Annotated in this window: 22 protein-coding genes; 11 read left to right on the top strand and 11 right to left on the bottom strand. The window is 74.2% G+C overall.

The annotated features are described in order from the left end of the window. Positions 1-402: 402 nt before the first annotated feature. Both IPM45_07515 and IPM45_07510 read left to right on the top strand, forming a co-directional pair. Positions 403-1275 (top strand): acyl-CoA desaturase, encoded by an 873-nt coding sequence (locus IPM45_07515; GenBank protein MBK9179416.1) that lies wholly within the window; start codon positions 403-405, stop codon positions 1273-1275. Between the two features lie 73 nt (positions 1276-1348). After that, a complete protein-coding gene (locus IPM45_07510) occupies positions 1349-2845 on the top strand; it encodes a hypothetical protein (GenBank protein ID MBK9179415.1) in 1497 nt (498 codons plus the stop codon). A gap of 87 nt (positions 2846-2932) precedes the next feature. Here IPM45_07510 and IPM45_07505 read toward each other — a convergent pair whose 3' ends face one another. The 3 genes from IPM45_07505 to IPM45_07495 are packed head-to-tail and all read right to left on the bottom strand — an operon-like array spanning position 2933 to position 6602. Then, positions 2933-4096: a Gfo/Idh/MocA family oxidoreductase gene (locus IPM45_07505; GenBank protein MBK9179414.1), complete on the bottom strand. Its 1164-nt coding sequence runs from the start codon at positions 4094-4096 to the stop codon at positions 2933-2935. A gap of 56 nt (positions 4097-4152) precedes the next feature. Continuing rightward, on the bottom strand, positions 4153-4893 hold the full coding sequence (locus tag IPM45_07500) for an SDR family oxidoreductase (GenBank protein MBK9179413.1): 741 nt from the start codon (positions 4891-4893) through the stop codon (positions 4153-4155). Then, positions 4890-6602 (bottom strand): dihydroxy-acid dehydratase, encoded by a 1713-nt coding sequence (locus IPM45_07495; GenBank protein ID MBK9179412.1) that lies wholly within the window; start codon positions 6600-6602, stop codon positions 4890-4892. The genes IPM45_07500 and IPM45_07495 overlap by 4 nt, the downstream gene beginning before the upstream one ends. A gap of 127 nt (positions 6603-6729) precedes the next feature. Between IPM45_07495 and IPM45_07490 the strand changes: the two genes are divergently transcribed. Continuing rightward, positions 6730-8121 carry a wax ester/triacylglycerol synthase family O-acyltransferase gene (locus tag IPM45_07490; protein MBK9179411.1) on the top strand — a complete coding sequence of 464 codons (1392 nt, stop codon included), beginning with the start codon at positions 6730-6732 and terminating at the stop codon, positions 8119-8121. Positions 8122-8165: 44 nt separating this feature from the next. On the opposite strand, the gene IPM45_07485 is transcribed toward IPM45_07490, so the two are convergent. Further along, positions 8166-8732, bottom strand: coding sequence for a DinB family protein (locus IPM45_07485; protein MBK9179410.1), 567 nt, complete (start codon positions 8730-8732; stop codon positions 8166-8168). Positions 8733-9015: 283 nt separating this feature from the next. Here IPM45_07485 and IPM45_07480 point away from each other — a divergent pair, with 283 nt between their 5' ends. The 4 genes from IPM45_07480 to IPM45_07465 all read left to right on the top strand — a co-directional run bounded on the left by IPM45_07480 (position 9016) and on the right by IPM45_07465 (position 13160). After that, the gene (locus tag IPM45_07480) at positions 9016-10035 is read left to right on the top strand and encodes a pirin family protein (GenBank protein MBK9179409.1); all 1020 of its coding nucleotides are present in this window, start codon (positions 9016-9018) and stop codon (positions 10033-10035) included. 110 nt (positions 10036-10145) lie between these two features. Continuing rightward, positions 10146-11294: a PrsW family intramembrane metalloprotease gene (locus tag IPM45_07475; GenBank protein MBK9179408.1), complete on the top strand. Its 1149-nt coding sequence runs from the start codon at positions 10146-10148 to the stop codon at positions 11292-11294. Between the two features lie 177 nt (positions 11295-11471). Further along, complete coding sequence (locus IPM45_07470; protein MBK9179407.1) at positions 11472-12497, top strand: hypothetical protein; 1026 nt, start codon at positions 11472-11474, stop codon at positions 12495-12497. A 309-nt stretch (positions 12498-12806) separates the two neighbouring features. Then, positions 12807-13160: an SHOCT domain-containing protein gene (locus IPM45_07465; protein MBK9179406.1), complete on the top strand. Its 354-nt coding sequence runs from the start codon at positions 12807-12809 to the stop codon at positions 13158-13160. Between the two features lie 69 nt (positions 13161-13229). Here the strand turns inward: IPM45_07465 and IPM45_07460 are convergent, their stop codons facing one another. From IPM45_07460 to IPM45_07445, 4 genes are all read right to left on the bottom strand, one after another. Next, on the bottom strand, positions 13230-13823 hold the full coding sequence (locus IPM45_07460; protein MBK9179405.1) for a helix-turn-helix transcriptional regulator: 594 nt from the start codon (positions 13821-13823) through the stop codon (positions 13230-13232). 126 nt (positions 13824-13949) lie between these two features. After that, entirely contained in the window at positions 13950-15650 is a 1701-nt protein-coding gene (locus IPM45_07455) for a hypothetical protein (GenBank protein ID MBK9179404.1), read from the bottom strand. Positions 15651-15768: 118 nt separating this feature from the next. Next, positions 15769-16071: an MGMT family protein gene (locus IPM45_07450; protein ID MBK9179403.1), complete on the bottom strand. Its 303-nt coding sequence runs from the start codon at positions 16069-16071 to the stop codon at positions 15769-15771. A gap of 10 nt (positions 16072-16081) precedes the next feature. After that, positions 16082-17158 (bottom strand): phosphotransferase family protein, encoded by a 1077-nt coding sequence (locus IPM45_07445; protein ID MBK9179402.1) that lies wholly within the window; start codon positions 17156-17158, stop codon positions 16082-16084. Positions 17159-17254: 96 nt separating this feature from the next. Here IPM45_07445 and IPM45_07440 point away from each other — a divergent pair, with 96 nt between their 5' ends. The 3 genes from IPM45_07440 (at position 17255) to IPM45_07430 (ending at position 20803) form a co-directional block, all read left to right on the top strand. Continuing rightward, positions 17255-18874: an MFS transporter gene (locus IPM45_07440; protein ID MBK9179401.1), complete on the top strand. Its 1620-nt coding sequence runs from the start codon at positions 17255-17257 to the stop codon at positions 18872-18874. 96 nt (positions 18875-18970) lie between these two features. Next, positions 18971-20386 (top strand): DEAD/DEAH box helicase, encoded by a 1416-nt coding sequence (locus IPM45_07435; GenBank protein ID MBK9179400.1) that lies wholly within the window; start codon positions 18971-18973, stop codon positions 20384-20386. A 108-nt stretch (positions 20387-20494) separates the two neighbouring features. Then, a complete protein-coding gene (locus IPM45_07430) occupies positions 20495-20803 on the top strand; it encodes a hypothetical protein (protein MBK9179399.1) in 309 nt (102 codons plus the stop codon). A gap of 19 nt (positions 20804-20822) precedes the next feature. On the opposite strand, the gene IPM45_07425 is transcribed toward IPM45_07430, so the two are convergent. From IPM45_07425 to IPM45_07415, 3 genes are all read right to left on the bottom strand, one after another. After that, complete coding sequence (locus tag IPM45_07425) at positions 20823-21389, bottom strand: carboxymuconolactone decarboxylase family protein (GenBank protein MBK9179398.1); 567 nt, start codon at positions 21387-21389, stop codon at positions 20823-20825. Positions 21390-21433: 44 nt separating this feature from the next. Then, the gene (locus IPM45_07420) at positions 21434-22675 is read right to left on the bottom strand and encodes a saccharopine dehydrogenase NADP-binding domain-containing protein (protein MBK9179397.1); all 1242 of its coding nucleotides are present in this window, start codon (positions 22673-22675) and stop codon (positions 21434-21436) included. A gap of 173 nt (positions 22676-22848) precedes the next feature. Next, positions 22849-23745: a LysR family transcriptional regulator gene (locus IPM45_07415; protein MBK9179396.1), complete on the bottom strand. Its 897-nt coding sequence runs from the start codon at positions 23743-23745 to the stop codon at positions 22849-22851. Positions 23746-23816: 71 nt separating this feature from the next. Between IPM45_07415 and IPM45_07410 the strand changes: the two genes are divergently transcribed. After that, on the top strand, positions 23817-25121 hold the full coding sequence (locus IPM45_07410; GenBank protein MBK9179395.1) for an inositol-3-phosphate synthase: 1305 nt from the start codon (positions 23817-23819) through the stop codon (positions 25119-25121). The last annotated feature ends 3 nt before the right edge of the window (positions 25122-25124 follow it).

The raw sequence follows: 25124 nt of genomic DNA, 5'->3' as shown, positions 1-25124 counted from the left end.
AGCGGCCGTCCAGCCCAAACAAGGCGACCCAACCGAGATGGGCAGTTGCCCAGCCTACCGGGTCGCCCGGCCGACGAGCGCCGCAGGGGGGTGCGCCGGGGGGCGGAGGGCGTCCCCCCTGCCGACCCGGTACCCTGGGTCTCGGAGTCGGCAGCACCAGTCCTCGTACCAGTGTCAGTTCCCAGCACCTCTCGCCGAGTTCGCCAGATCCGGGTGCCTCAGAGCGAGTGAGTGAACGTGGTCGCCGTCCATCAGAACGCCCCCTCCGACGTGGCCGTCCGCCAGGACGCCGATCCCGACGTGGCCGTCCGCCAGGACGCCGATCCCGACGGGGCCGTCCGCCAGGACGCCGATCCCGAGTCAGTGGGATCCCCGCCGCCGCGCCGTGGGCGCGTCGAGCAGCTGACCAGCTGGGCCATCATCGTCGTTCCGGTCGTCGCCGGGGTCACCGCCGTCGTCCGATGGCCGCTGCTCCGCCCCCAGTGGGCCGACGTCGCACTGTTCGCGGCGCTGTTCGTGGTGAGCGGCTTCGGCGTGACGATCGGCTACCACCGCACCTTCGCCCACCGTGCCCTGCGACCGCGGCGCTGGCTCAAGGTGGTGCTCGCGCTGGCGGGCTCGACGGCGATCGAGGGTGGCCCCGTGGGCTGGACGGCCGTGCATCGCGCCCACCACAAGACCACCGACCGGCCCGGTGACCCCCATTCCCCCGTCGGGCACGGGTCCGGGGCGCTCGGCGTGCTCCGTGGCTTCGTCCACGCCCATGTGGGCTGGCTGCTGGGTCGCGGGGTGCCCACGTCCGATCCGCAGGTCGCCGACCTCCGGGCCGATCGCGACCTCCGGGCGATCGACCGGCTCTTCCCCCTCATCGCCGCGATCACCGTCGTGCTGCCCCTGTTGATCGGCTGGATGACGCACCGCAGCCTGGCCGGGGCCCTCACCGCGTTCGTGTGGGTGGGGCTGGTGCGGGTGGGGATCACCCAGCACGTGACGTTCTCGATCAACTCCGTCTGCCACATGGTCGGGAGCCGCCGGTTCGTCACCACCGACCAGTCGCGCAACGTCTGGTGGCTGGCTCCGCTCACCTTCGGCGAGTCGTGGCACAACAACCACCACGCCTTCCCGCAGCTCGCACGCCACGGCGTCGACCGGCGCCAGCTCGACCCGTCGGCCCGGATGATCAGGGTGTTCGAGCGGCTCGGCTGGGCCGACGAGGTCCGCTGGCCGTCGGCCGACCGCCTGGCCCGCAAGCGGCTGGTCCCCGTCCGGGCCTAGGCCCGCGCAGGGCCGGGCCTGCAGCGTTCCGGCAGCGGTCGCCAGCGCCCGCCGCTGGGCGCATGCTGGGGTGGTGGGCCGCTTCCGCCGACGGCCGCGCCGGCCCTCGTGGCCGGTGGTGGCGGCGCTGGCGCTGGCCGGCGCGTCCGCACTCGTGGGTGGCTGCTCGCCAGGCGCCGAGCCCAGCGCCCCACCCGGCCAGGGGTCGGGCGTGGGTGGTGAGGCGCTGGCGGCCGGACCCCGCCCGCTGCCGGAGACCTGGGTGCCCCTCGAGGTCGCCCGGTTCCCGCGGCCGGCCGACGAGGCCTGTGCCGACGCGGCCCGCACCGTGCGGGTGGCGGAGGGGTCGAGCATCGCCGACGCCCTCCGTGGCGCCGGGCCGGGCACGGTGGTGCTGGTCGAGCCGGGCACGTACACCGAGCCCAACGACGACGACGCCCGCGCCCTCGTGCTGGCCGAGCCCGACGTCTGCCTGCGGGCCGACGGCGACGGGGCCGTGGTCGTGCGGGCTGCCGCCGGCCAGACCACCGGCGTGGAGATCGGCGCCGACCGCGTGGTCGTCGAGGGGGTCACCCTCCAGGGCTTCCGCACCGGGGTCGCCCTCGACCGCGAGGGCGGCACCCTGCGCGACGTCACCCTGCAGCGGCTCCGGATCGAGCAGCTCGAGGGCGACTTCCGCGAGGGGGTCATCGCCTTCGGCGACAACCGGGAGGTGCCCGGCACCCCGCCGGCGGTCGACGGTCTGCTGGTGGTGGACGTCGTCGTCGACGGCGCCGACCTGGGTGTTTCGTGCAACGCCGGCCCGTGCGCCCACTGGTGGCTGGAGGGCGTGCGGGTGGAGGGCCGCGCCGGCAGCCAGGACACCGCGGCCGACGCCGTCGCCATCGAGGACGGTCGCCAGGTCGCCGTGATCGGCTGCACGGTGTCGGGGGCGGGCGGCGACGGCATCGACACCAAGGCCGACGACGTCGTCGTGCTCGACAGCGCCGTGCGTGACGTCGACCGCAACGGCGTGAAGCTGTGGCGGGGCGGCGACGTGATCAACACCGTCGTCGACGGCACCGGCGCCGACGCCGCCCTCGTCGGCGATCAGCCCGGCCGCTACCGGTACGTCCACGTGCTCGTCACCCACCACCTCCGGCCGGGCGAGGAGGGCTACGTGGGCACGTGGGGGTACGACTCCGGCGAGCCGGTGCTCCTCGAGATCGTGAACTCGATCGTCGCCGACAACGGCGGCAGCGGCTTCTGGGTGCCGCCCGGCTCGACGGTGGTGCTCCGCCGCACGCTGGTCGACGACGCCTCGGCCAAGCTCCTCGACGTGGGCGACGAGCGGTCGGTCACGGTGGCCGAGCGTGCGTCGCTGGCCGACCTGGGCTGGGAGGTCGACCTGGTGGTCGGCGACCCGCAGCTCACCGACCCGGAGGCGGGCGACGTGGTGCCCCTCCCCACTAGCCCCGCCCGCGACGCGGGCGCGGCCGTCGAAGGGCTCGACCACGACGCGGCCGGCAACCCGAGGTGGATCGGCGACGGCCCCGACCTGGGCCCCTTCGAGGCGGCCGCGGGCGAGTGAGGTCGCCGGGCTGCGCGTTCTGTGCACGCGCGAGGTCGGAATCCGGCGGTCTCGGTGCACAGAACGGCGAAGCGGTGAGGCGCCGCGTCACGGCTGGTACACGACCCTCCGGCGCTCGCCGCTGCTGGCCGCCAGGGCGATGGCCTCGCACACCTCGGCGCAGCGGTAGCCGTCCTCCAGCGTGGCGCCGAGGGGAGCGACGGGGTGGTCGCCCCTGACGGCCTCGAGGACGTGGAGCAGCTCGTGCACGAACACGTGCTCCCACCCGATCAGGTGACCGGGGGGCCACCAGAGCGACTGGTACGGGTGGTACGCCTCGGACACGATCACCGTCCGGAACCCCTGCGCCCGTCCACCGGGCGCCGAGCCGGCCAGGTGCACCTGCAGCTCGTTCATCCTCTCCTGGTCGAACGCGATCGTGCCCCGGGTGCCGTTGATCTCCCAGCGCATGGAGTTCTTGCGACCGGGGGCGCAGCGGGTGGCCTCGTAGGTGCCGATGGCCCCGTTCTCGAACTCGACGGTCGCCTCGAAGGCGTCGTCCACGTCGACCGTGCCGCCGGGCCGCTCGGACACGAAGGTGGTCATGACCGCGGTGACGCGCACCGGCTCGCCCACGAGGAAGCGCGACTGGTCGACGACGTGGGCGCCCAGGTCGCCCAGGGCGCCCGACCCGGCGCTGCCCTTCGACAGCCGCCACGTCCGCGGGAACGCCGGGTCGACGAGCCACTCCTGGAGGTAGCGCCCGCGGAAGTGGCGGATCTCGCCGATCTCGCCGGCCTCGATCAGCTGCCTGGCCAGCTGGACCGCGGGGAAGAACCGGTAGTTGAAGGCGGTCATGTGCACCACCCCGGTGGCGTCCACCGCCTTCCACATCTCGTACGACTCGCGGGCGTCCCGTCCGAGCGGCTTCTCGCACACGACGTGCATGCCGGAGCGGGCCGCCGCGATCGTCGGCTCGGCGTGCAGGTCGTTGGGGCCGCAGTTGTCGAACACCGTCACGTCGGGCGATGCCACCACGTCGCGCCAGTCGGTGGTGGCCCGCTCGAACCCGAACCGGCGCGCCGCATCCTGCACGGCGTGCTCCGTGCGCCCCGCGATCACCCGCAGCCGAGGGTGGACCGGCGGCGGCCAGGCCACCGAGCCGATCGCCGTCAGCGCGTTCGAGTGCGCCCGCCCCATGAACCCGTAGCCGAGCATGCCGACACCCACCTCGGGGGGGCCGTCGAGCCCGGGGACCGTCGAGAACGTCATGTCGACCTCCGATGCGTGCGTTGCGGTGGGGGCCGGGGCATCCCCGGGCGTCGCCGTCAGGTCATCACCCAGCCCCCGTCGACGTTCAGCGTCTGGCCGGTGACGAACGAGGCCTCCGCGCCGGCCAGGAACGACACCACCGCGGCCAGCTCGTCGAACGTGCCTCGCCGCTTGAGCGCCTGGGAGTCGAGGACGTGGCGCTCGTAGGCCCCGAGGTCGGGGTGCTGGATGCGCTCCGCCCTCGTCGGGAACGCCCCCGGCGCCACCGCGTTCACCCGGATCTCGCGGGGACCGAGCTCGCGGGCCAGGGCCCGGGTCATCGCGATGATCGCTCCCTTGGCGGCCACGTACGGCGACATGTGGGCCCAGTACCCGTGCCACGTGATCGAGGCGACGTTCACGATGCTCCCACCCTCTCCGGCTGCGATCATCGAGCGGGCGGCGTGCTGCGCGCACAGGAAGTAGGCGCGCTGGTTGACGGCGATCGTCTCGTCGTGCTCCTCGACGGTGACGTCGACGAACGGCCCCGACGGGAAGACCGCCGCGTTGTTGACCAGCACCGCGAGGGGGCCCAGGTCGTGTTGGGCCGCAACGAAGGTCGCGGCGATGCGATCCGCGTCGCGGAGGTCGCAGGGGAAGGCGACCGCCGCACCGCCGCGGGAGCGGATCCGCGACGCCGTCGCCTCCGCGCCGGCGGCGTCGATGTCGACCACCGCGACCGGGTGGCCGTCGGCGGCCAGGCGGGCGGCGATGGCACCGCCGAGCGCGCCGCCGGCCCCTGTGACCAACGCCGTCAATGGGACTCCCTGGGGACGTCGGACCCGCTGGCCCCCACGAGGAAGTCGAGATCGGCACCCCGGTCGGCCTGCAGGACGTGGTCGACGTACAGCTTGGCGTAGCCGCGGGCGGGCGCGCCCGCCGGCGCTGCCCAGCCCGCTCGTCGCCGGGCCAGCTCCTCGTCGGGCACCGCGACGGTGAGCGTGCGGGCGTCGAAGTCGAGGGTGACGGGGTCGCCGTCGCGCACCAGCGCCAGCGGCCCCCCGGCGGCCGCCTCGGGGGCGGTGTGGAGCACGACCGTGCCGTAGGCGGTGCCGCTCATCCGGGCGTCGGAGACCCGCACCATGTCGGTGACGCCGCGCTCCAGCAGCTTGCGGGGCAGCGGCAGGTTCCCCACCTCGGGCATGCCCGGGTACCCCTTCGGCCCGCAGCCCTTCAGGACGAGCACCGAGTCCGCGTCGACGTCGAGGCCGGGGTCGTCGATGCGGGCCTTGAGGTCCTCGATGCTCTCGAACACCACGGCCGGCCCGGTGTGGCGGAGCAGGGCGGCGGTGGCCGCGGCCGGCTTGATGACCGCCCCGTCCGGGGCCAGGTTGCCCCGGAGCACGGCGATCCCGGCATCGGCGCGGATCGGGTCGCCGATCGGCCGGATGACGTCGTCGCCGACGCGCACCGCCGTCGCGACCTGCTCGCCGATCGGCCGGCCCGACACCGTGGGCGCGGAGAGATCGAGGTGATCGCCCATCTCGCGCATCACCGCCGCCAGGCCACCGGCCGCGTGGAAGTCCTCCATGAGGTGCTCGCCCGACGGCATCAGGTCGACGAGCAGGGGGATGCCGCGCCCGAGCCGGTCCCAGTCGTCGAGGACGAAGGGCACGCCGGCCCGGCCGGCGATGGCGAGCAGGTGCACCACGGCGTTGGTCGAGCCGCCGATGGCGGCGCACACCTTGACCGCGTTCTCGAACGAGGCTCGGGTCAGCACCGCCGAGAGGCGCTGGTCCTCGCGGACCATCTGCACGATCCGGCGCCCCGTCAGGTGGGCGAGGGTGAGGCGCCGGGAGTCGGCGGCGGGGATGGCGGCGTTGCCGGGGAGGGTGAGGCCCATCGCCTCGGCCAGCGACGCCATCGTCGAGGCGGTACCCATGGTGTTGCAGAAGCCGGCGCTGCGCGACATGCAGGCCTCGGCCTCGGACAGGTCGTCGATCGACATGCGGCCGGCCCGCACCGCCTCGTCGAACCGCCACGCGTCCGTGCCGCTGCCGATCGGCCTGCCCCGGAACCGGCCGGTCAGCTTGGGGCCGCCGGACAGCACGACGGTGGGCAGGTCGACCGAGGCCGCCCCCATCACCTGGGCGGGGGTGTTCTTGTCGCACCCCCCGAGCAGCACCACGCCGTCGATCGGGTTGCCCCGGATCGACTCCTCGACCGCCATGCTCATCAGGTTCCGGAACAGCATGGCGGTGGGCAGCAGCTGGGTCTCCCCGAGCGACATGGCCGGGAACTCCAGTGGCACGCCGCCGGCCTCCCACACCCCGCGCTTGACGTGCTCGGCCACCTTGTCGAGGTGGCTGTTGCACGGCGTGAGCTCCGACCAGGAGTTGCAGATGCCGATCATGGGCCGGCCCGAGAACAGGTCGTCGGGATAGCCGTCGGACTTCATCCACGACCGGTGGATGAACCCGTCGCGATCGGGCTTCCCGTACCAGCGGGCGGTTCGCAGCTCGGTCATCGTCCGTCCACCCCTTCCCGACCCCGTGTCTACCAATCGCGGCCGGCCCGTGGCCCGGGGGCGGGGCTCCGCGGCCACCCACTAGCCTGCGCCCACTCGGCCGGGCACCGGGCAGGGGAGGGGTTCCGTGGGCGCACCCAGCTACGAGCGGCTCTCGTCGCTCGACACCACGTTCCTCGACATCGAGCGACCCGGGGTGCCCCTGCACGTGGGGTCCCTGTCGATCGTCGAGCGGGCCCCGCTCGTCGACGGCTCGGGGAGGATCCGGATCGAGGATCTCCGTCGCCTGGTCGAGTCGCGGCTCCACCTGCTCCCGAAGTACCGCCAGCGGCTGATGTCGACGCCGCTGTCGTTGGGCCGTCCGGTGTGGGTCGACGCCGACCGCTTCGACGTCGCCGAGCACGTGAAGGTGATCGGCCTGCCGGCCCCCGGCACCGACGAGCAGCTCGTCGAGCTGGCCGAAGACCTCCAGCGCCAGCCCCTCGACCGGACCAAGCCGCTCTGGGAGAAGTGGTTCGTCGACGGGCTGCAGGGCGGGCGCATCGGCATCGTCGACAAGATCCACCACGCCATGGTCGACGGCGTGAGCGGGGCCGGCACGCTGACGGTGCTGCTGCACCCCGACCCCGAGGCCGGGCTGGCCGAGCCCGAGCCGTGGGAGCCGCGCCCGGCGCCGTCGGGCGTGCAGCTGCTGGCCGACAGCGCCCGCGAGCTGGCCCTGGTGCCCGTGGGATGGGCCCGCGCGGTGGCCTCGACGGCCCGGTCGACGGAGCGTCTGCGCGAGCGCGTCGGCGCGCTCGGCTCGGTGGTGCGGCCCGAGAACCTGGCCCCCAGGTCGTCGCTGAACCGCCCGGTCGGGGTGCGGCGCCGCTTCCTCACGGTGCGCGAGTCGCTGGTCGAGCTGCGGGAGCTGAGCCACCGGCTGGGCGTGACGGTGAACGACCTGATCCTGGCGGCGGTGGCGGGTGGCCTCCGCTCCCTCCTCGCCGGCAGGGGCGAGCCGGTCGACGCCATCGATCTCCATGCCCTGGTGCCCGTGAGCACGCGGCAGGCCGGCGACCAGCACCTCGGCAACGTGGTCAGCAGCCTGGTCGCCGTGCTCCCGGTCCACGAGCCCGACCCGGCGGCCCGGCTGCAGATCGTCCGCGACGCCATGGGGGTGCTGAAGCAGAGCGGCGAGCAGGAGGGCACCGAGCTCATCTTCGAGTGGGCGGACACGTTCCTGCCGCCGGTGCTGGCGCTGACCAGCCGGTTCCTCGTCGAGCACAACCCGCTGGTGAACGTGGTGGTCACCAACGTGCCCGGCCCACAGCTGCCCCTGTACGTGCTGGGTGCCCGGCTGCTCGAGATCTACCCGGTGGTGCCGCTCGCCGCGAACCTCAGCCTGGGGATCGCGATCCTCAGCTACGACGGCCAGCTGAACTTCGGGATCCACGTGGACCCCGACGCCTGCCCCGACGCGGATGCCTTCGCCAAGGGGCTGGCCGACGCCTTCGAGGAGCTGCTCGCCCTCGGGTGACCGGGAGGTGGGCGGTGCCCGGGCGGGGCCGGGGCGGGGCCCGGTCAGCTGGTCATGCCGCCCAGGCCCACCAGGCCGCGGGCCAGCTCGATCTCGCCCATGTGGCGCAGCCCGTGCTGGTAGATCCAGCACTCGGCGGCGTCGAGCACGGTGATGCCGTCGGGGCCGGCCACCCTGGCGCTGTAGGTGCTGGCCAACTGGTCCGGCAGCGGTCGGGGGATGACGATGCGGTTGAGCTCGGCCGGGTCGAGCCGGGCCAGCCAGCCCTCGGTGCGCTCGAACACGGCGCGCTGGTAGGCCCGGAACTCGTCGTAGTCGCCGACCTGCTGATGGATCATCTCCGCCACGGTGAGCTCCTTGCCGTGGTCGTCGATCGCCATCCGCACCCGCGACTGCCACTCGTCTCCCCAGACCGGCGCCTGGCCGGTGATGAGCATGAACGACGCGTCCTCCATGTTCGTGAAGTGGAACAGGGAGAAGGCGATGGGCAGCACGCCCTCGCGCTCGACGTGGTTCACGTGCTCGATGCCCATGGTGTCGACGGCCTGGTAGTAGAGCGAGTGCATGGCGGCCATGCGGCGCTGGAGCGAGTCGAGGACGAGATCGGTCATGAGGATCCTCCTGGATCAGGCCCAGCCACCGGCGTGGCTCGCGGTGCCGGGTGATCGGCCGTCGCCCTCCCGGGTTCGGCAGGCCACGACATGTTATGGCAGCAGTGCTGTCGGTTCCAGGGCGTCGATCGAGGCCGGGGTGGCACCAGGCCGACGAATGTCCCGAACACGAGCGCCACGAGCACCTGCGTGGGCCAGCAGTCGTCCACTCGAGGTGCGTCGGCCGGCACCCAGCCGGCCGAGCTCGGGTGGGCGCGGGGGCGGCCGCCCGTAGCCTGGAGCGATGCGCGACCCGGTGATCCAGACGATGCCGTTGGGCGTCCCGTGGCCGACGGTGGACCCCTTCCTGTTCTGCGTCCATCACGACGACGCCTACCCCGCCGGCAACGGCCGGCTGGGGCCGGCGGCCACGCTGGCGGGGCGGGACCTGGGGCAGGACTTCGCAGGCCTCGACGGGTGGCGCATGTACCACGGCGACCGTGTCCCCGGCTTCCCCGCGCACCCCCACCGGGGCTTCGAGACGGTGACCTTCGTGCGCCGGGGCCTGGTGGACCACGCCGACTCCCTCGGCGCCGCCGCCAGGTACGGCCGGGGCGACGTGCAGTGGCTCACCGCCGGCGGCGGCATCGTGCACGCCGAGATGTTCCCCCTCCTCGACGAGGGCGGGCCCAACCCGCTCGAGCTCTTCCAGATCTGGGTCAACCTGCCGGCCGACGACAAGCTGGTCGACCCGCACTTCTCGATGCTGTGGGATCGCGAGATCCCGCGGTACACGGCTGTCGACGACGGCGGCCGGATCACCGAGGTCACCGTGATCGCCGGGGCCCTGGAGGGCCTGGTCCCGCCTCCCCCGCCGCCACGATCGTGGGCGGCCCGGCCCGAGGCCGACGTGGCCATCTGGCACGTGCGCCTCGAGCCCGGGGCGCACTGGGTGCTCCCCGCGGCCGCCGGACCCGCCACGGTGCGCACCGTCTACGCGTTCGAGGGCGCGTCGGTGCGGATCGGTGAGCGCCAGCTCCCGGTCGGCACGGGCGCGGTGGTGCGCTGCGACGAGCCCGTGCCGATCGCCGGCGGGCAGGGCGTGGAGCTCCTGGTGCTGCAGGGTCGCCCCATCGGCGAGCCGGTGGCCCAGTACGGGCCGTTCGTGATGAACGACCGGGCCGGGATCGAGCGGGCCCTCGCCGACTACCGCCGCACCGGGTTCGGGGGCTGGCCCTGGCCCGACGACGACCCGGTGCACGGGGTCGGGCAGGGGCGGTTCGCCCGCCGCCCGGACGGCCGGGTGGAGCACGCCACGGCCTGAGTCGCCGGCCTGCGCTGCAGCTCGTGGCGGGCGAGCGATGATCTCGCCGTGACCCCGCGGACCCGTGGCTCGTCCCGCCCGTCGCGACGCCCGCTGCTGCGCCCCGAGCCATGACCGCACCGCTCGCACCCGTCCCGCCGCCCCCGGCCGCCGCGGTCGCAGGGTGGTACCCCGACCCGTGGCGGGCGGCGCCCTGGCGGTGGTGGGACGGGCGGTCGTGGACGGCCTACGTGGGAGGGCTCGCCGGGCGGCGGCCCCGGTTGCCGGCCTGGCTCAGCCCGCCGGTGGTGGCGGCGTCGGTGCTGATGGTGCCCCTCGTGGTGCTCACCGCCGTGGTGTCGCCGGTCGTGATGCCCCTCGCCCTCGTCCCCCTGGCCATCGTCCTGCCCGCCCTGGCCTGGCTCGACCGGGTCGAGCCGGAGCCCTGGGCGTCGAGGCTCCACGCCGTGCTGTGGGGGGGCACCGTCGCCGTGCTCGTGGCCGTGATCGTCAACAGCATCACGGCCGCGGTGGCCGGCGAGACCGCCGCCGCCGTCGTGTCGGCCCCGCTCGTGGAGGAGGGCATGAAGGGGCTCGGCGTGGTGTGGGCCCTCCGTCGCCGCGAGCTCGACGGCGTGATGGACGGCATCGTCTACGCCGGCTGGGTGGCGCTGGGCTTCGCGGTGGTCGAGGACGTCGAGTACTACGCCCTCGCCGGCGGAGGGGGCGAGCTGGTCGCCACCTTCGTCGTCAGGGGGGTGCTGACCCCCTTCTCCCACCCGCTGTTCACGATGTGGATCGGCCTGGCGGTCGGGCTGGCCGTGGCTCGCCGACGGCCCGTGGCCCCGGCCTTCCTCTGGGGCTGGGCCATCGCGGCCGGGTTCCACGCCACGTGGAACGGCTCGATCGCCCTGGCCGAGGCAGTGAACGAGGCGGCGGTGGTGCTCGCGGCAGCCGGCGGCTTCGTGCTGCTGTTCGGATCCACCGTCGTGATGCTGGTGCGGGCCCGGGGTGCCGAGCGACGACGGTTCGAGGTGCTGGTGCCGGTGCTCGCCGATCGCTACGGGATCCCTCACCCCGAGGTGGACGTGTTCGCCCACTGGCGGGCGCTGCTGCAGACCCGCCGGCGCCTGCCGCGGCGGGAGCGCCGCCGCTTCGACGCGCTGCACCGGGCCCTCGCCCGGCTCGCCGAGCTGGCCGACCAGCCGCCGCCGGTCGACCCCGTGCGCCAGCAGCTGCTGGAGGCCCAGCTCACCCGCGCCCGCTTCGGCGATCCCTGACCTCGCTGCTCGGGGCGTGTGCTCGGTCGGCCCCTCGGCGAGGCGGTCGAGCACTTGGCGCCCGTGCCCGCGCTGGCCCGCGCTCTGTGGACCGGGCCGGTCGAGCGGCCCCGGCGAGGGCCCCGGCGGTTACGGTACGGCGCGAGCGGTGACCGGGGATCGCAGGGGGTGCGGGGCATGACCACCGACCAGCTGGTGTACGACGAGCGCGAGCTGCTGCGCGACCACGAGTACGCGGCACCGCACGTGGTCGCCGGGCACCGGCTGCACGGTGGCTTCCTCGACGACGGCACCTATCAGCCGCCGCGCGCCCTGGTGCGCGACGAGGCCCTCGACCACTGGACCGCCGCGCTGCGACGCCGGGGCGGCGAGCCGCTCCAGGCCGATGCCTCCCTCCTGGCCGGAGTGCGCTGGCCCAACGTGGAGCAGCAGCGCGTGCTGCTCCGCCACGGCCTGGGCGAGACGTTCTGGAACCAGCTCACCATCACCGGCAAGATCGAGGCGAAGGGGCGGCTGCTCGCCGAGGTCGAGCTCCCCGACCTCCAGCCCTTCGTGGTCGACGACCTGTCCGAGATGGCCATCGGGCACCTGAACCGTGGGCTGCTGCGGGCCCATGGCCTCGACGAGGGCGGTCTCCCGGCCGAGGGCATCGGCGGGCACGACGTGATGTGGTTCGTCGCGCGCGACCTGGCCTTCGGCGAAGGCGCCCATGCCGACGTGGAGCCGCCGGAGAACATCGCCCGGCCCGAAGCCGGCACCCGGTTCATTCCCGAGGTCGCGCCCGAGGTCGAGGGCCTGCTGTCGCTGCTCGCCAACCTGCTGATCATCGAGTTCCGGGCCGAGCTCGGCTTCGCCGACGCCCAGGCGATCCTCCGCACGCCGGACCTCTTCGCGGACCGGCGGCCCGGCGCCGAGGAGGCCGCCGAGATCGTCGACCGCATCCGCGCCGACGAGCAGATCCACGTCCGCTCCCTGTGCCTGTACCTCGGTGAGGTCGCGTCGGTGACCTTCCGCACGGTCGACGGAGGCACCGTGCCCGGCCGGGAGCTGATCGAACGGTTCTGGGCGGGGCTGGTGCGCTGGGCCACGGTGGAGCAGCCGGCGCTCGTGGCCGAGCGCCAGCGTGCCGACGTCACGGCTCGCGTCCTCGCCCATCCCGACGGCGAGCGGATCCTCGCCGAGCTCGACCGCGCGGGGTCGTGACCGGCACCAGTCGTCCGAGACCCCCACCGGACGCGCCCTGTGCACCTCGGCCGCCTCGGCGCCGGCGAACATGCCCGCCACCTCGCCCGGGCCGCGCGCGTCCGGCAGGCTCAGGTCGAAGAAGCCGCCCACGACGCAGGATGGTGGGCGAGCGCTCCGCACGGGTCGGGGGCCGCCCGGCCGGCGCCCACCCCTTCTGGGTGAGGAATCCCGGAGCGATCCGTGGCAGCATGCGCTCGCATCGTCTTAGGGAGGCAGCACGTGTTGACGCTCGCAGCGGAGTTCGGGACCGGCCAGGTGTTCTGGTCGATGCTCTGGTTCTTCATGTTCTTCATCTGGATCTGGCTCCTGATCGTCGTGTTCGGCGACATCTTCCGGAGCGATGACATGGGTGGGTTCGCCAAGGCCATCTGGGTGATCTTCGTGATCGTCCTCCCCTACCTGGGGGTGTTCGTCTACCTGATCGCCCGGGGCCACAAGATGCAGGAGCACGCCATCAGGGCCGCACAGGCGCAGGACGAGGCCACGCAGGCGTACATCCGCAGCGCCGTCGGCGCCTCGTCGAGCACGGCCGACGAGCTGGCCCGGCTGGCCGACCTCAAGGAGAAGGGCGTCATCGACGAGGCCGAGTTCAACCGGCTGAAGGCCAAGGCGATCGGCTGATCCCCCCGTCCGGGGGCACGCCCCGAGCGCGGCGCGAGGGCTCCTCGGCCGCGCTCGGGCGCGCGCCGGTCAGTCGGCGTCGGCGAGGATGGCGTAGAGCCGGCGGCGGCTCTCTGCGAGCACGGCGACGGCCTTGGCCTTGTGCGCGTCGGTGCCGGCCTCGACCACCTGGTGGGTCGCCATCACGATCTGCCCGACCAGCTCGCGCAGGCGCAGCTCGTCGGGGTTGATGCCGTCGGTGACCTCTTCCCAGGGGGAGCGGTCGCGCGGCTCGCGGGCCAGGGCCTCCCGGCCGGCGTCGGTGATGGTGAAGAGCCGCTTGCCGCTCGCGGCGTCGGCGGTGACGAGGCCCTCGTCCTCGAGCAGGGCCAGGGCCGGGTAGATCGAGCCCGGGCTCGGCTTCCACACCCCGCCGGTGCGCTCGTCGAGCACCTGGATCATCTCGTAGCCGTGCATGGGTCGCTCGAGCAGCAGTGCGAGCACCGCGGCGCGCACGTCGCCGCGCCGGGCCCGCCCCGCCCCGCGGCCGCGTCCCCGGCCGCGGCCGCGGCCCCGCGACGGCGGCCCGCCGAAGCCGGGGGGATCGAACCCGCCCGGCCCGGGCCCGGGCCCGGCCGCGTGGCGGGAGAACCGGCCCTCGGGCCGGTGGGTGGTAGGTCGCATCGTGTGCCTCCTCGTATCGTTGGCTATCGGCACACGATCACGATATATCGATAACGATCGGATGGCAAGCAGCCGAACTCGACCTGCGGTGGCGCGGATCCCCCGGGACGGCTGGCGCGCCGGCCTCTACTGCTCGATCCAGAGGGCCTGCGGGTAGAAGGCCCCAGAGGTGTTCCCGAGGCCTTCCATCACGGGGACGCCGTCGGGAGCGGTCATCCCGAGCACGCCCTGCACCGACGGGTCGTGGGGCAGCGCCCAGACGGTCCAGTTGTACCAGAGGTTGTAGCACTGCTCCCCGAAGCGACGGTTGATCGCCTCGGCCGCCTCCTGGCGGACGGCCGGGTCGGGGTCGCCTCGGATCAGGTCGAGGTTCTCGTCGATCACGTCGTCTCGGATGCGGCCGAAGTTGAGGGCCAGCTCGCCGACGGGCAGGGCGCTCGACGAGTGCCACCAGATGTACTCGCCGTCGGGGTCGGGCGCCCCGTGGTTGCGCCACTGGAACACCTCGAAGTCGCCCTGCAGGGCGGTGACGATGAACTGGCTCTGCTCGATCTGCTCGATGCTCGTCTCGGCCCCGGCGTCGTTCCACATCTGCTGGAGCAGCTGGCCGGTGAGCAGGTTGATGCTGTCGTTGGTGGTGGCGAAGGCGATCTCGAGGGGCCCGTTGTCGGCCTCCCACGCCTCGATCGCCGCCTTGGCCGCCTCGGGGTCGTAGGCGGGGTAGCCGGTGTCCTCCAGGTAGCCGACGCGGTCGGGGGCGAACGGGCCGTTGGCCAGCGCGGGCACGTCGTTGGTGACCGCGGCGCGGATGGTGGCGGTGTCGGTGGCCTGGGCCAGGGCGCAGCGCACGTCGCGGTCGGCCAGCGGCGAGGCCTCGTCGCCCACGTTCAACAAGAAGTAGACGGTCTCGCCGCCGTCGGTGACCTCGGGCATCGGGAAGGCGTCGGCCTGCTCGCGCAGCTGGGAGATCACGTCGCCGTTGTTGGTGTGCATGATGTCGATGTCGCCGGCCAGCAGCGCGTTCTGGCGGGTCTCCCCGTCGGGGATGATCCGGAACTCGATCTCGTCCAGGTACGGCATGCCCTCGCGCCAGTAGTCCTGGTTCTTGGTGCCCGTGTAGCCCTGGCCGGTCTGGTACGACTCGAACACGAACGGCCCGGTGCCGACCGGCTGGGTGGCGAGGCTGGGGTCGCCGTCGACCGCGGCCAGCCAGGTGGGCGAGGCGATGTAGCCGGGCTGGGCGGCCAGCACGATCGGGAACTTCACCCAGGGCCGGCCCATGGTGACCAGCACGGTCATGGGGTCGGCCGGGTCGACCTCGATCGAGGTCACGTCGGCCAGGATCTTGCCGGTCAGGAAGCTGTTCTTCTGGCGGGTGAGGTTGTCGGCGATGGCCGCGCCGTCGAACGGCGTGCCGTCGTGGAACGTGACCCCCTCGCGGGCGGTGATGCGCCACTGCGTGTAGTCGGCGTTGGGCTCGATGCCGGCGGCCAGGTTGGGCACCGCCTCGCCGTCCTCGCCGATCAGCGCCAGGGTGTCGTACACGCTGCGAGCCACCGTGTGGCACGCCACCGGGCAGGTCATCTGGGCCGGGGTCCATGGGCTCGACGTGTCGGCCTCGATGCCCACCACCAGCCGGCCGCCCGGCACCGGCTCACCGGCCACCGTGGTGTCGGCGCCGCCGGTCGTGGTGTCGGCGCCACCAGCGGTGGTGTCGGACGCGCCGCCGTCGTCGTCGTCACCGCAGGCCGCGGCCACCAGCCCGAGCACGGCCAGGACAGCGAGCGCCCAACGCCAGGTGTTCTTCGACCGCGACGTCCTCGGCATGGCCAACCCCCTCCGCACGAACCGTGGGTCCCTCGCTAGCGCCGCGCACCTCGGGCGTCAAGGTGCCGAGGGTCCCCTCCTCGGGGGCCGTTCGGTCCCCGAGCGCCGTGGTGCCCGATCAGGGCACGCCGCCCACCACCCGGCCCCGGACAACGTCGACGCCCTCGCTCTCGAGGCGGCGCTGCTGCAGCCGCTCGTCGGGTGCGCCCAACCGGCCGTCGGCGCGCACCACCCGCCACCACGGCACGTCGTCGCCCTGGGCGGCCAGGACGCTGCCGACCGCTCGTGCCGCTCCCGCGCACCCGGCCCGGCGGGCGACCTCGCCGTACGAGAGCACCTCCCCGGGCTGCAGCCGCCGCACCACGTCGAGCACGGCGCGAGCCAGCGCGCTGGGCTCGGTCGCCCCCCGCCGGTCGCTCACGGCCGGTCGCTCACGGCCGCCGTGTGCCCCGCCGCGGCGATCGTCCGGCGATGATCCCGTGGGCCCGGGCGAACAGCCCCAGGGTCATGGCGTGCAGCAGGTCGCCGGTGGCCGTCGGCGCCTTGCCGGCGCACGCCCGGGCGTGGGTGCCCTCGAGCACGATCCCGAGCTTGAAGCAGGCCAGCACCACGTACCAGTCGACGGCCGAGAGGTCGCGGGTGCTGCGCTCGGCGTAGCGAGCGACCAGCTCGCCCGGGCCGGGGAGTCCCCCCGCGGCCACGAGCGGTCCGGTGCTCCCCGCCGCTCCGGCGTCCGGCCCCGGCCAGGTGGCGACGAGCCAGCCCAGGTCGAGCAGCGGGTCGCCGACGGTGCACATCTCCCAGTCGACGATGGCGGCGACCTGCGGGCCGTCGACGCGGTACAGCAGGTTCGCCAGGTGGTAGTCGCCGTGCAGGATCCCGGGCCGGGCGGTCGTCGGCCGGTTCTCCTCCAGCCACGCGGCCACCCGATCGACGCCCGGGATGTCGGGGCCCGGGTAGCCCTCCAGCTGGGTGTACGACGCCAGGTGGGCGAGCCACCGCTCGACCTGGCGCTCGAGGAACCCCTCGGGTCGGCCGACCTCGCCGAGGCCCACGGCCACGTGGTCGACCTCGCCCAGGGCGGCGACCGCCGCGGCCGCCTGCGGCCCCATCTCGTGGCGGACCGCGGCGTCGGCGGCATGGAGCGGCGGCAGCTCCACCGTGGGGTTGAAGCCCTCGACGGGCTCCATCAGGTAGAAGACGGCGCCGCCCATCACCCCCGCGTCGGGGCAGACGGCGATGGGCGACGGGTGGGGGACATCGGTGCCGTCGAGCGCCGCCAGCACGGTCGCCTCCCGGCGGAGCACGTCGTTGGTGTCCGGCCGCAGGTGCCGCGGGCCGCGGCGGAGCACGTAGTCGCGGCCAGCCCGGCGGAAGCGCACCATGACGTTCTGGGTGCCGCCCCCGAGCGGCGTGAGCGCCTCGACCGGACCGGCCGGCAGGCCCTGCTCGTCCATCCACCGCCCCAGCACGTCGAGGTCCACGAGGTCGAGCTCGATGTGGTCCATGCGCCTCCGTCCCCCGTCCCCCCGTCCCCCTCTGCGCCACCCTGGCACGCCCAGGGGGAGCGGTGCCGGGGCAGGCGCGGCCGTAGCCTGCTGTGGATGAGCCCGGATGGGGCGCCCGCGCCGGGCCGGGAGCAGCTGGAGCGGTCGGCGGGCGTCGACCGGGTCTGGAGCCCGGGTCGGCGTCTCCTCACGGCCGGCCTCGTCCTCACCGTGACGGTCGTGGCCACCGAGGCCCTGGCGGTGGCCACCGTGCTCCCCCTGGTGGAGGACGACCTGGGCGGACTCCAGCTCTACGGCTGGGTGTTCGCCGGCTTCTTCCTCGGGAACCTGGTCGGGATCGTCGTCACCGGGCGGGCCGCCGACCGGGTGCCGCTGGTGGTGCCGTTCCTGGCCGGGCTGCTGCTGTTCTCGGTGGGGCTCGGGGTGGCCGGCCTGGCCCCGTCGATGCCGGTGCTCGTCCTCGGTCGGGTCCTGCAGGGTCTCGGCGCCGGTGCCCTGCCGGCCGCGGCCTACGTGACCATCGGGCGGGCCTATCCGGCCGGCGCCCGACCACGGATGTTCGCCCTGCTGTCGACGGCGTGGGTGGTCCCCGGCCTGCTGGCCCCCTCCCTCGCCGGCGTGGTGGGGGAGCAGGCTGGCTGGCGGTGGGTGTTCCTCGGCGTGCTCCCCGTCACCGTCGCGGCCGGTGGCCTGGCGGCGCGGGCCGTGCTCACCGTGCCGCCGCCCCCGGCCCCCGACGGCGCGCCGGGGTCGGTGCTGGCGGCGGTGGGGCTCGCCGCCGCCGCAGGCGCCCTCATGGCCGGCCTCGGGGCCGGGGAGCTCGGGTTGGCCGCGGCCCTGGTGATCGCCGGCGCCGTCGGAGGGGCGCTGGCCCTGCGGCGCCTCACCCCTCCGGGCACCCTGCGGGCCGCCCCGGGGCTCCCCGCCGCCGTCGCGCTGCGGGGGCTGCTCACCTTCTCGTTCTTCGCCGCCGACGCCTACCTGCCCCTCACCGTCACCGGGATCAGGGGCGCGCCCACGCTGCTCACCGGCGCGGCCCTCACCGCCGGGACCCTGGCATGGGCCGCCGGCTCCTGGATCCAGGAGCGCCAGGTGGGCCGGCTGGGCCCCCAGGTGCTGGTCCGCCGCGGCCTCGTGATCCTCGCGGTGGGCGTCGGGTCGCTGGTCCTGGTGACGGTGCCGGCCGTCCCCGCGGCCACCGCGGTGGTGCTCGCGGGGGTCGCCGGGCTCGGCATCGGCCAGGCCTGCGCCGCTGTCGCTGTCGGTCCTGGCCTCGGCGCCGCCCGGCGGGCAGGGAGCGGCCACCGCGGCCCTCCAGGTGTCGGACGTGCTGGGCGTCGCCCTGGGCACCGGCGCCGCCGGCGCGCTGGTCGCCTTCGGCGACACCGCCGGGTGGCCCGAGGGCAGGGCGGTGGGGCTGGTGTTCTGCCTCGCGGCCGCGGTGGGCCTCGGTGCCGCTGCGCTGGCCGGGCGGCTGCCGCGGACCGTGGTGGCCGACGAGCACGGCCCCTGAGCCCCTGCCCGTGGCGGCGCCGGATCGAGGTTCGCCGAGGGCTCGGCGCCCCGGGCTGGTACCATGACCGCCAGCACGCCGCTCGGGGCCAACCCGGCCGGTGCGCCGCAGAGGGCACAGCAGCTTTCTTGCGCTTCTCCGATGGGTTGCGGCGTCAGCGCCGCTCGGTCGGGCAGGCGTCTCGAGGTTCGTTCGCCCCTTGAGACCTGTTCGTTCCAGCGCCGGGTGGCACCGGCGGTCTACCCGGAGTCCATCTCAGCGTGTCTCGTTCCTTCGCCGATCTCGGCGTACCCACCGACATGGTCAGTGCGCTCGCCGCGCGCGGCCTCGAGTCGCCCTTCCCGATCCAGGTCCTCACCCTCCCCGACGGGCTCGCCGGGCGCGACCTGTGCGGCCGGGCCCCCACCGGCTCCGGCAAGACCCTCGCCTTCGGCATCCCCCTGGTCGCCAGGGTGTCGCGAGCCACCCCCCGGTACCCCCGGGGCCTCGTGCTCGTCCCCACCCGCGAGCTGGCCGCCCAGGTGGAGCGTGAGCTCGACCTGCTCGGCCGGGCCCGCGGCGTCCGCGTGGCCAGCTGCTACGGCGGGGTGGGCATCGAGGGCCAGCGCCGGGCGCTCCGCCGGGGCGTCGACGTGCTGGTGGCGTGCCCCGGCCGGCTGGGCGACCTGATCCGCCAGGGCGAGGTCCACCTCGACCAGGTCGAGGTCGTCGTGCTCGACGAGGCCGACCGCATGGCCGACATGGGCTTCCTCCCCGAGGTGAAGCGCCTGCTCGACCAGACGCCCGCGTCGCGCCAGACGCTGCTGTTCTCGGCCACGCTCGACGGCGCCGTCGACGTCCTCGTCCGGCGGTACCAGCGCGACCCGGCCCGCCACGAGCTCGCCGTCGACGCCGGCCAGGAGCCGCAGGCCGACCACCTCTTCTGGCAGGTGGAGCGCGAGCACCGGGTGGGACTGTGCGCCGACATCGTGCACAAGGCCGGCCCCACGATCGTGTTCTGCCGCACCAAGCACGGGAGCGACAAGGTCGCCAAGAACCTCGAGCGGGCCGGCGTGCGGATCGGTGTGATCCACGGCAACCGCTCGCAGAGCCAGCGCGAGCGTGCCCTGTTCGCCTTCGCCACCCGCGAAGTCGACGCCCTGGTCGCCACCGACGTGGCGGCCCGGGGCATCCACGTCGACGAGGTGGCCTGCGTCGTGCACTTCGACCCGCCGGCCGACCCGAAGGACTACGTGCACCGCTCGGGCCGCACCGCCCGGGCCGGCGCCAAGGGCACCGTCGTGTCGCTGGTCGGCACCGCTCAGGCCAAGGACGTCGCTCGGCTCCAGCGGGCCCTCGACCTCCCCGTCGGCCTGGCCTCGCCCGACGCCGGATCCATCGACGCCCCACCCCGTCCGCCCGCGGCGCCCCACGTTCGCCGCGACGTCCCTCGCGCCGCGCCCCTCGCGGCGCGCCCCGATCGGCCCAGCCGAAACCGCAACACCGCACCACCCCGTACATCAAGGAGAAGCGAAGTGGCAACTGGCACCGTCAAGTGGTTCAACGCCGAGAAGGGTTTCGGCTTCATCAGCCGGGAGAGTGGCGACGACGTGTTCGTCCACTTCTCGGCGATCCAGGGCTCCGGCTACCGGAGCCTCGAGGAGGGTCAGCGGGTCGAGTTCGACGTCGCTCCCGGCCGCAAGGGTGAAGAGGCGCAGAACGTCCGCGTGATCTGAGCCCGCACCACCCTGGACGGACCCCGGGTCCGGGCCTCGGCCCGGTCCGGGGTCCGTTCGCGCCCGGCGGCGGCACCAGACACCCCTTCGTCCTGGGATGATGTGGGCGTGGGTGACGCCGGGTCGAGGCCGCAGGTCGGGCTGGCGGCGGCCGTCGCCGTCGCCGTCGGCGTCTGGGTGCTCGGCACCGTGATCGTGGCGGTGCTCTTCAGCTTCGCCGCGAGCGCCCTGTGGATGTTGGGCAGCCCCGACTGGGGGTTCTTCGGCGAGGACCCGCAGGACCCGCCCTGGTGGCCGGTGGCCTCGATCGGCTTGCTGGTGCTGTTCGCGGGGTCCTCGGCGATGATCGGGTGGCGGGCGTGGCGGTGGCAGGCCGCACGCCTGCACGGCGAGCCGCCCGACCCGTCCGACCCCTGATCGGGCGATCCGGGCGATCTCAGCGGGCCGGGAAGGGCACGGTCGTGTCGTCGACGCCGTCGTCGCGCTCGACCCGGCACGAGTTCAACGCCATCGAGACCAGGTGGTACTGGCCCACGGTGAAGACGAGGTCGAGCAGCTGCTGCTCGTCGTAGGCCTCCGCCAGCGCACGCCACGTCGCCTCGCCGAGGGCGCTGTCGTCGTGGAGCTCGTCGGTGGCGCGCAGCAGCAGCGCCTCGAAGGGATCCCAGCCGGGCGCCTCGGGTCCGGCCGCCACGCGTGCGATCTCCTCGTCGGTGATGCCCGTGGCCCTGGCGATCGAGACGTGCTGCCCCCACTCGTACGGTGACCGGCACCGCCACCCGGTCCGCAGGATCACCAGCTCGCGGTGGCGGGCCGGCAGCGTGCTCCTCGCCAGCACGTGCCCGCCGAACACGAGCCAGCGCTTCAGCAGCTTGGGGTGGTGGGCCAGCGTCGCGAAGATGTTCAGCACCCCGTCGCCGGGGTTGGACGGGTTCGACAGCAGGGCCGTGGTCTCCTCGTCCCAGTCGTCGGGCGGCCTGGGTGCCAGCAGGGGCTCGGTCATCGGCCGAGCCTCGCGCAGCCGGGTGGTGGGACGCGGGTCCCGGCTCAACCCAGGAGCGGGATCACCTCGACGGTGCCGTCGGGGTGGACGTGGGTGAGCTCGACGGTGGGGCCCGCTCCCGTCGGCCCCGACCCGCCGGTCAGCCCGAGGCGGGCCATGAGCTCCGCCGCCAGCTCGAGGAACCGGCCCGGGTCGATCGCGGCCTCGGGCGGCAGCACCCCGGGGCCGGCGACCTCGTCGCGGACCAGGAGCAGCGCCCCGATGGCGGCCGGGATGCCGGTGCCCTCACCGGCGCCCGCGACCTGCGACGACATCTGGAACACGTAGGAGTGTTGCTCGCCGCCCCGCCGGCCGCCCACCACCACCTTGAGGCAGCCGGCCGGCCCGGTGACGCCCGCCTCGGCCAGCAGCCGGGGTCGCCGGGCGCGCAGCAGGGCGACGGCCACGTCGATCGGCTGCACCTCCAGGTCGCCGACCCGCACCGGCTCCTCGGTGCACGCTCCCGCCCGCACCAGGTCCTGCGTCATCCGGAAGTACGACAGCGGGAAGACCACGCCCAGGTTGGTCACCCGCCGCAGGCCCGGGAGGTGCCGGGGGAGCGTGACGGTCTCCGGGTGCGGGTACGGGTGGACGGGGTACGTGCCCACGTCGCGGAACTCCGTCTCCTGGACGAAGCGCTCGCCGCTGGGCTCGAGCTGGCGGACCGTGACGAGCCCGCCGTCGACGAAGAGCGGGACGTCGCTGGTCATGGCCGCGATCCGGTGCTTGAGCACGGCGGCACCCTCGTCGGGTTCGCCGCCGTGGATGTGCATGATGTCGACCGACTCCACCTGGTCGAGCAGCTGGTCGGCGCACAGCCGGGCGAACACGTTGGCCACGCCGGGCGAGTTGCCCATGCCGACCACGGCGTGGACCCCGGCCTCCCGGGCGGTGTCGTGCAGGGCGAGCATCTCCAGGGTGGGTGCCAGGTCGTCGCACACGTCGACGTAGTCGACGCCGGCCGCGATCGCGGCGCGCAGCGCCGGCGGGCCGTAGCGGTAGAAGGGGCCGACGCAGCTCACCACCACGTCGGCACCGCGCAGCACCCGGTCGAGCGTCTCCGGGTCGTCGAGGTCGACCCCGACCCCGGACGCGCCGGGGTGACCCAGCCCGGCTGCGGCCCGCACGGCCTCGTCGCGGCGCAGATCCGCCACGACCAGCCGCTCGACCTCGGGCGCGGTGGCCAGCGCGCGCACCACCACGCTGCCGATCCCCCCGCAGCCGCCCAGCACCACGACGCTCGCCATGTGCTCTCCCCGTCGATGTCGAGTGGACCGGCCGAGTGGACCTGTCGGGTGGACCCTACGTCGGGAGCGAGCCCGGGCCGCCCTGCCCGCCCGTCGGGGTGGAGGTCGCGCGCCGAGCCGGCCGTCGCGCACCAGCCCGTCCGGCCCCCTCGCCGCGGCGTCGGCCGATTCGGTCAGGCAGCCGCCGTCAGCGCCTCCAGCAGGGCATCGGCCCCGGGGTCAGCCGGCCCCTCCGACCGGCGGACGGCGACCAGGTGCCGCACGGCGATCGGCTCGCGGCGGGCCCGCCGGAGGGGGTGCGGCTCCTGCTCCGCCTGGGACACGGGCAGCACGGCCCAGCCCAGCCCCAGGCGGACCATCTCGCGGAGCACCTCCGGCTGGTGCGACTCGGCCACCACGTCGAAGCGTGCGCCCGCGGCCCGCAGCGAGTCGGCCACGAGGGCGCGAGTGTGGGCGTCGGGCGGGTAGGTGACCCAGGGGCCCCAGCCGGACGGGTCGCCGGCCCGCCGGCCGCCGGGGGCGTAGACCGCCAGCGGCTCCTCGCGCAGCGGCACCACGTGGAGCCCGGTGGCTGGCGGCTCGGGGGCGACGCACACGGCGAGGTCGAGCTCGCCCTGCCGCAGCTGGTCGAGGAGCGTGCCCGACGGCGCGACCGCGAGCAGCAGGTCGAGATCGGGCCGGTCGGCGCGGAAGGCGGCCAGCACGTCTGGGTAGTGGTGGATCGCCGCGGCGTCGATCATGCCCACGCGGAGGCGGCCGGCCCGCCCGCCGCGGCGCGCCGCCAGCCATCGGGCCAGGTCGCGGGTCTGGGCCACGACCCGCTCGGCGTAGGCCAACACCTCCGCGGCCTGCGGGTGCAGCAGCCGGCGCCGGCCGCGGCGCTCGAAGAGGGGGACCCCCACCCGGCGCTCCAGCTCGGCAAGGCCCTGTGAGAGGGCCGACGGGGTCACACCGAGGCTGTGCGCGGCCAGTGCCCAGCTGGGGGCCCGGGTGGCCGCGACGAGGTAGGTGAGCTGCTGCACCGACAGGTTGGGCAGCGGTGGCTCGGTGTCTGGCGATGGAGCCTTCACCCGTCGCAGCCTACTGTTCAGTGTTGCTGAACCATCAGACAACCGAGCGCGGAAACGCTTATCCTCGTCCCATGGCTGCTCCCCGAACGATCGCGCCCGCCACCGGCCGCCTGGGCGTGCTGACGCCCGGCCTGGGCGCGGTGGCCTCCACCTTCATCGCCGGCGTCGTCTCGGCGCGCCAGGGCCTGTCCGTGCCCGTGGGCTCGCTGTCGCAGCTGGCCCACATCCGGCTCGGCGAGCGCAGCGAGGGCCGCAACCCCCTGATCCGCGACTTCGTGCCGCTGGCGTCGCTCGACGACCTCGTGTTCGGCGGCTGGGACCCGATCTCGCCCAACGCCCTGGAAGCGGCTCGCACCGCCGGCGTGCTCGACGAGCGCGACCTGGCGCCCGTGTCCGCCGAGCTCGAGGGCGTCGTTGCCTGGGACGCGGTGTTCGACCGGCGCTGGGTGAAGAAGCTCGACGGGCGGCGGGTGAAGACGGCGGCCACCAAGTGGGACCTGGCGCAGGCGCTGATGGCCGACATCGAGCGGTTCCGCGTCGAACAGGGCTGCGACCGGCTGGTGATGGTGTGGTGCGGGTCGACCGAGGCGTACCAGGAGCCCTCGGCGGTCCACGCCACGGCGGCCGCCTTCGAGGCCGGCCTCAAGGCCGACGACGAGAACATCTCGCCGTCGCAGATCTACGCCTACGCCGCGCTGGTCGCCGGCGTGCCCTTCGCCAACGGCGCGCCGAACCTGTCGGTCGACCTCCCCTGCATGCTCCAGCTGGCGGCCGAGCGCCAGGTGCCGATCTGCGGCAAGGACTTCAAGACCGGCCAGACCTTCATGAAGACGATGATCGCCCCCGGGCTGAAGGCACGGATGCTCGGGCTGCGGGGCTGGTACTCCACGAACATCCTCGGCAACCGCGACGGCGAGGTGCTCGACGACCCCGAGAACTTCAAGACCAAGGAGGTCTCCAAGCTGGGCGTGCTCGACACGATCCTGCAGCCGGAGGTCTACCCGGAGCTGTACGGCGAGATCGACCACGTGGTGCGGATCAACTACTACCCGCCCCGCGGTGACAACAAGGAGGGGTGGGACAACATCGACATCGTCGGGTGGATGGGCTACCCCATGCAGATCAAGGTCAACTTCCTCTGCCGCGACTCGATCCTGGCCGCCCCCCTGGTGCTCGACCTCGCCCTGTTCAGCGACCTTGCGGCCCGGGCCGGCCAGTCGGGCGTGCAGGAGTGGCTGAGCTTCTACTTCAAGTCGCCGCAGCCGCTGGACGGCCTGCCGCCCGAGCACGACGTCTTCATCCAGCAGATCAAGCTGAAGAACACGCTGCGCGAGTGGATGGGCGAGGCTCCCGTCACCCACTCGGAGGGGGACTGACCC

The sequence above is a fragment of the Acidimicrobiales bacterium genome (genome assembly GCA_016716005.1).
Taxonomy (GTDB): domain Bacteria; phylum Actinomycetota; class Acidimicrobiia; order Acidimicrobiales; family JADJXE01; genus JADJXE01.
This window is presented reverse-complemented; position numbering and strand designations above follow the sequence as displayed.

What these genes read in the sequence shown, in the direction of transcription:
- IPM45_07505 (MBK9179414.1), bottom strand. Translation starts at nt 4,096, where the DNA reads ATGACGTTCTCGACGGTCCCCGGGCTCGACGGCCCCCCCGAGGTGGGT.
- IPM45_07495 (MBK9179412.1), bottom strand. Translation starts at nt 6,602, where the DNA reads ATGACCGAGCTGCGAACCGCCCGCTGGTACGGGAAGCCCGATCGCGAC.
- IPM45_07485 (MBK9179410.1), bottom strand. Translation starts at nt 8,732, where the DNA reads ATGACCGATCTCGTCCTCGACTCGCTCCAGCGCCGCATGGCCGCCATG.
- IPM45_07480 (MBK9179409.1), top strand. Translation starts at nt 9,016, where the DNA reads ATGCGCGACCCGGTGATCCAGACGATGCCGTTGGGCGTCCCGTGGCCG.
- IPM45_07475 (MBK9179408.1), top strand. Translation starts at nt 10,146, where the DNA reads ATGACCGCACCGCTCGCACCCGTCCCGCCGCCCCCGGCCGCCGCGGTC.
- IPM45_07470 (MBK9179407.1), top strand. Translation starts at nt 11,472, where the DNA reads ATGACCACCGACCAGCTGGTGTACGACGAGCGCGAGCTGCTGCGCGAC.
- IPM45_07465 (MBK9179406.1), top strand. Translation starts at nt 12,807, where the DNA reads ATGCTCTGGTTCTTCATGTTCTTCATCTGGATCTGGCTCCTGATCGTC.
- IPM45_07460 (MBK9179405.1), bottom strand. Translation starts at nt 13,823, where the DNA reads ATGCGACCTACCACCCACCGGCCCGAGGGCCGGTTCTCCCGCCACGCG.
- IPM45_07455 (MBK9179404.1), bottom strand. Translation starts at nt 15,650, where the DNA reads ATGCCGAGGACGTCGCGGTCGAAGAACACCTGGCGTTGGGCGCTCGCT.
- IPM45_07445 (MBK9179402.1), bottom strand. Translation starts at nt 17,158, where the DNA reads ATGGACCACATCGAGCTCGACCTCGTGGACCTCGACGTGCTGGGGCGG.
- IPM45_07440 (MBK9179401.1), top strand. Translation starts at nt 17,255, where the DNA reads ATGAGCCCGGATGGGGCGCCCGCGCCGGGCCGGGAGCAGCTGGAGCGG.
- IPM45_07435 (MBK9179400.1), top strand. Translation starts at nt 18,971, where the DNA reads ATGGTCAGTGCGCTCGCCGCGCGCGGCCTCGAGTCGCCCTTCCCGATC.
- IPM45_07425 (MBK9179398.1), bottom strand. Translation starts at nt 21,389, where the DNA reads ATGACCGAGCCCCTGCTGGCACCCAGGCCGCCCGACGACTGGGACGAG.
- IPM45_07420 (MBK9179397.1), bottom strand. Translation starts at nt 22,675, where the DNA reads ATGGCGAGCGTCGTGGTGCTGGGCGGCTGCGGGGGGATCGGCAGCGTG.
- IPM45_07410 (MBK9179395.1), top strand. Translation starts at nt 23,817, where the DNA reads ATGGCTGCTCCCCGAACGATCGCGCCCGCCACCGGCCGCCTGGGCGTG.